This window comes from Vibrio genomosp. F10 str. 9ZD137, assembly GCF_049974785.1.
Taxonomy (GTDB): domain Bacteria; phylum Pseudomonadota; class Gammaproteobacteria; order Enterobacterales; family Vibrionaceae; genus Vibrio.
Window position 1 is genome coordinate 1 of record NZ_JBNGCJ010000458.1, and the last position, 4577, is coordinate 4577.

Here is a 4577-nt window from a genome sequence, read left to right on the forward strand (position 1 = left end):
CGCTCTTCCGATCTTTGAATGGAAAAATCGAAGCTTTGCTGAGCGAGAGAAAGTGGTGTTAGCTTTTGCCGAGAAAGTAAAAGAACACAGTGAAGAGATTGCTGAGATTATTGCTAAAGAAACCGGCAAGCCTATTTGGGAAACGCGTACCGAAGCTGGCGCGATGGCTGGAAAGATCGCTATCTCAATCCGTGCATACCATGAGCGTACAGGGGAAGCGAGACGCGAAGCCGCCGGAAACCAAATCGTTCTGCGTCATAAACCATTAGGTGTGATGGCCGTTTTCGGGCCTTATAATTTCCCTGCCCACCTTCCAAATGGTCACATCGTGCCAGCATTGCTAGCGGGAAACACGGTGGTGTTTAAACCTTCAGAGCAAACGCCGTGGGTGGGTGAGTTTGCTATGAAGCTATGGCAACAGGCAGGTTTACCAGCTGGTGTGCTTAATCTGGTTCAAGGTGCCAAAGAAACGGGGATTGCTCTGGCAGATTCCAAAGGCATTGACGGTGTGCTCTTTACCGGCAGTGCCAATACGGGGCACGTATTACACCGCCAATTTGCAGGTCAGCCAGGTAAAATGCTGGCACTAGAGATGGGTGGAAACAACCCAATGGTGATCTCTGAGCAGTTTGGGGATGTTGACGCGACGGTTTATACCATCATTCAGTCTGCTTTCATCAGTGCAGGTCAACGCTGTACCTGTGCCCGTCGCCTTTACGTTCCGCAAGGAGAGAAAGGGGATGCATTGCTCGGTCGTCTTGTTGAAGCCACCAGAAAAATAAAAGTGGATCACCCTTTTGCTGAACCTGCGCCGTTTATGGGCCCTCAAATCTCGATGGATGCCGCTAAGGTTATTTTGCACGCTCAAGCTCACCTTCATTCTCTTGGGGGCGAAAGTCTGGTAGAAGCCAAAGCAGGGGAAGCGGCCTTTGTTTCACCAGGTATCATCGATGTGACTGCGGTCGATGAGTTACCAGATGAAGAATACTTTGGGCCGCTATTGCAAGTCGTTCGCTATGACAGCTTAGAACGAGCAGTAGAGATGGCTAACAACACTCGCTTTGGATTATCCGCGGGGCTTATTTCAACTGACGACAGCGAATGGGATTACTTTGTTGACCACATTCGTGCTGGTATTGTGAACCGTAACAGACAGTTGACCGGGGCCAGTGGTGATGCACCATTTGGAGGCCCTGGTGCGTCAGGTAATCTAAGACCAAGTGCTTATTACGCTGCTGACTACTGCGCATATCCAATGGCTTCAATGGAAGGCGACGAAACTCTATTACCAGCGACGTTTAGCCCAGGGATTGAACTGTAACTTTCTATTTATATATCATCACCGAATTAAGGACTCGTTATGACACCGGATACTTTATTTACGGCTTTATGGAATGATTATATTGAGCATCTGTGCCCATCGGCTGAGATTGTGCATAAATTGCTGCGCGAAGAGGACGTTTTGATTAATGACCATATCGCCTTGAGGACCTTCAATTCTTCTCGTCTTGGTATTGCTACGTTAGCGAAGCCATTTTTGGATGTTGGGTACGTGGCATGCGGTGACTATGAGTTCGAGAGTAAAAAACTCGTCGCGAAACACTATGAACACCCTGACCCGAAGCAACCGAAAGTGTTTATTAGTGAGCTTAAAGTGGATGAGTGTTCAAGTGAGTTACAACAGATCGTTGCTAAGCTTGTTGAGCAAGTGGATCATAGTAAGCTGAAAGGTCATGAATTCTTGTTTGGTGGGCGTCTTTGGGATCTAAGTGATACTGATTACCAAACATTAGCCGGCGAGAGTGAATATGCAGCATGGCTAGCGGCCCATGGTTATGGGGCCAATCACTTTACTGTGAGTGTGAATCAACTCAATCAATTTTCAGAAGTGAAAGACGTCAACGATCATCTTCGCCAAGCGGGTTTTAAGATAAATGAATCGGGTGGCGAAGTGAAAGGCTCACCAGAGGTGTTGCTTGAGCAGTCTTCGACGATGGCCGATAAGGTCGAGGTGACATTTAGCGATGGCACTAAATCGATCCCAGGTGGCTTTTATGAGTTTGCCAAGCGTTATCCGATGGCAAATGGTGAACTTTACACGGGTTTTGTGGCAGCTTCAGCCGATAAGATTTTTGAAAGTACTGATAGCTAAGTACAAAGTATTATAATAGCTAAGTGAAAAGTACTAATAGCCAATAGAACCGTTTTTCGTTTTGATTTGTGGTCGACAATATAAAAAACGATAGACATAAAAAAGCCACCCAAATTACTGAGGGTGGCTTTCTAATTTTTATCAATTTCTAATCATTAGAAATTAACGAGTTCCGTATACAACGATAGTTTTACCGTGTGCAGAAATTAGGTTCTGTTCTTCTAGCATCTTCAAGATACGACCAACGGTCTCACGAGAACAGCCAACGATTTGACCAATCTCTTGACGAGTGATCTTAATCTGCATGCCGTCAGGGTGAGTCATTGCATCAGGTTGTTTTGCTAGGTTAAGAAGCGTTTGTGCAATACGGCCAGTCACATCTAGGAAGGCTAAATCACCCACTTTTTGGCTTGTCACTTGTAGACGGTTAGCCATTTGTGATGAAAGACGCATTAGAATGTCTGGGTTAACTTGGATAAGTTGACGGAATTTCTTGAAAGAAATCTCAGCAACTTCACAAGGAGATTTAGCACGAACCCATGCAGTACGCTCTTGATCTTCTTCAAACAAGCCTAGCTCGCCAATAAAATCACCTTGGTTTAGGTAAGAAAGAATCATTTCCTTACCTTCTTCATCCTTGATCAGTACCGCTACAGAACCTTTAACGATGTAGTACAACGTTTCGGCTTTTTCACCGGCGTGAATCAGCGTGCTTTTTGAAGGGTACTTATGAATATGACAGTGTGAAAGAAACCACTCTAGTGTTGGATCTGTTTGAGGTTTACCTAAAACCATAATATCTCACTTCCTCTGAAGGTGTGCTTGTCGCTTTCCGCGGTGTGCTTGTCGCTTTCCATACAGTCAGCTAGCCTAAAATAAGCCTGCTTAGGATAAGAGCACGTTATTCATGCTACAAGCTATCTAGTATCTCGGTTAAGAATAGTATCCTTTTTTACTTCAAATTTCTTGATTTTAATCGCTTCTGTGCGCGGTTATTTTACGCAAAAATGTGCACATGATCACGGTATGAAAAGTAATCGACTTCTTTGATGAGCGTTTATCCAATTTTCCCGGTTTCGATCAGCTGCTGTAGGATTGGTCTTGCAATCAGTTCCATCGCAAAGCTCATCTTCCCACCTGGTACCACCAATGTATTGTGTCGTGACATGAATGAGCCATCAATCATAGCGAGGAGGTATGGGAAGTCGACGTTCTTTATGCCACGTAAACGAATGACGACAAAACTTTCATCCAGACTTGGGATGCCTTTTGCGTTAAGTGGGTTTGATGTATCAACTGTAGGAACGCGCTGAAAGTTAATATGAGTGCGAGAAAACTGAGGGGTAATATAATTTAGGTAATCATCCATAGATCGCACAATCGAATCCATGACGGCTTCACGTGAATGGCCACGGTCTCGCGTGTCTCGAACAAACTTTTGAATCCACTCTAAATTCACAATCGGCACCATGCCTATGAGTAGATCAACATGTTGGGCAACATTGACATCCCCGTCGACAACGCCACCATGCAGTCCTTCGTAAAACAGCACATCTGAGTCTTGAGGCAAATCTTGCCACGGTGTGAAGGTGCCGGGCATTTGGTTATAGGGCACCGCTTCATCGAAGGTATGAAGGTAACGTCGTACCTGCCCAGTTCCTTCGTTACCGTAAGTACGGAAAAATTCCTCTAGGGTAGGAAAGTCGTTGGCCAGCGGGCCAAAGTAACTGATGTGTTTACCTTGTTCTCTGGACTTTCGAATCTCCACATCCATTTCTGGTCGAGTGAAGCGATGAAAACTGTCACCTTCCACCCAAGCTGGTTTCACGTTCATCATATTGAACATTTTGCGAAACGCTTCTGATGTGGTGGTGGTTCCTGCTCCAGAAGAGCCCGTTACCGCGATAATAGGATGTTTTGCTGACATGACTAACCTTGTCGTAAATGTAACTTACTTGTTGAGTATTCAATAAATCTTAACGTTAGCGTTTCACTATAGCATGCCAAATGGAAAGGTCTACGCCAGTAAAGTGAGTGAAACGAAAAGCGAGAAGGCTATAGCGATTCACGCATTTTTATGTCGACTGTTTCATGCAACTCTGAGAACACAACCGTCGCATCGCCACTTTTAAGTAACGTTTTTACCTGTTCAACTTTATCTTGCAAAGAGCATTCAATCTCTCCGTAATCGGTTCCTTCACGAAGGACAAACTCCTTAATAAGGTTTTCTAAAGTATCGTTTTCTATTTGCTGCCAAGGAATGATCATAGTGGCCTATTCGTGGTTTTGATTGGATGGTGCGTGCTTTAATGTTTCGTAATAATCGGGGAGAACGTGTTCTAACCAGAAATTTGGCTTCGTTAAACTCCCTGAGATAAACCCAACATGGCCGCCATGCTCCAACAACTGGTAGTCGATGTTATCG

At 44.9% G+C, this 4577-nt stretch carries 5 protein-coding genes; 2 read left to right on the forward strand and 3 right to left on the reverse strand.

From position 1 onward, the window contains the following. Positions 1-1321: succinylglutamate-semialdehyde dehydrogenase (gene astD, locus ACP45E_RS11005; protein WP_069585005.1), on the forward strand; the 1321-nt coding region annotated here is incomplete at its 5' end. A gap of 39 nt (positions 1322-1360) precedes the next feature. Then, a complete protein-coding gene (locus ACP45E_RS11010; RefSeq protein WP_017038798.1) occupies positions 1361-2152 on the forward strand; it encodes a DUF1338 domain-containing protein in 792 nt (263 codons plus the stop codon). 162 nt (positions 2153-2314) lie between these two features. Here ACP45E_RS11010 and crp read toward each other — a convergent pair whose 3' ends face one another. The 3 genes from crp to ACP45E_RS11025 all read right to left on the reverse strand — a co-directional run bounded on the left by crp (position 2315) and on the right by ACP45E_RS11025 (position 4420). Further along, positions 2315-2947, reverse strand: coding sequence for a cAMP-activated global transcriptional regulator CRP (gene crp / locus ACP45E_RS11015; protein ID WP_017036097.1), 633 nt, complete (start codon positions 2945-2947; stop codon positions 2315-2317). A 262-nt stretch (positions 2948-3209) separates the two neighbouring features. Further along, a complete protein-coding gene (locus ACP45E_RS11020; protein ID WP_017036096.1) occupies positions 3210-4079 on the reverse strand; it encodes a phosphoribulokinase in 870 nt (289 codons plus the stop codon). A 128-nt stretch (positions 4080-4207) separates the two neighbouring features. Continuing rightward, on the reverse strand, positions 4208-4420 hold the full coding sequence (locus tag ACP45E_RS11025) for a YheU family protein (protein WP_017036095.1): 213 nt from the start codon (positions 4418-4420) through the stop codon (positions 4208-4210). Positions 4421-4577 lie beyond the last annotated feature (157 nt).

Bases quoted from the DNA above. Each gene is read 5' to 3' on its own strand.
- ACP45E_RS11010 (WP_017038798.1), top strand. From the start codon at position 1,361: ATGACACCGGATACTTTATTTACGGCTTTATGGAATGATTATATTGAG.
- ACP45E_RS11025 (WP_017036095.1), bottom strand. From the start codon at position 4,420: ATGATCATTCCTTGGCAGCAAATAGAAAACGATACTTTAGAAAACCTT.
- crp (WP_017036097.1), bottom strand. From the start codon at position 2,947: ATGGTTTTAGGTAAACCTCAAACAGATCCAACACTAGAGTGGTTTCTT.
- ACP45E_RS11020 (WP_017036096.1), bottom strand. From the start codon at position 4,079: ATGTCAGCAAAACATCCTATTATCGCGGTAACGGGCTCTTCTGGAGCA.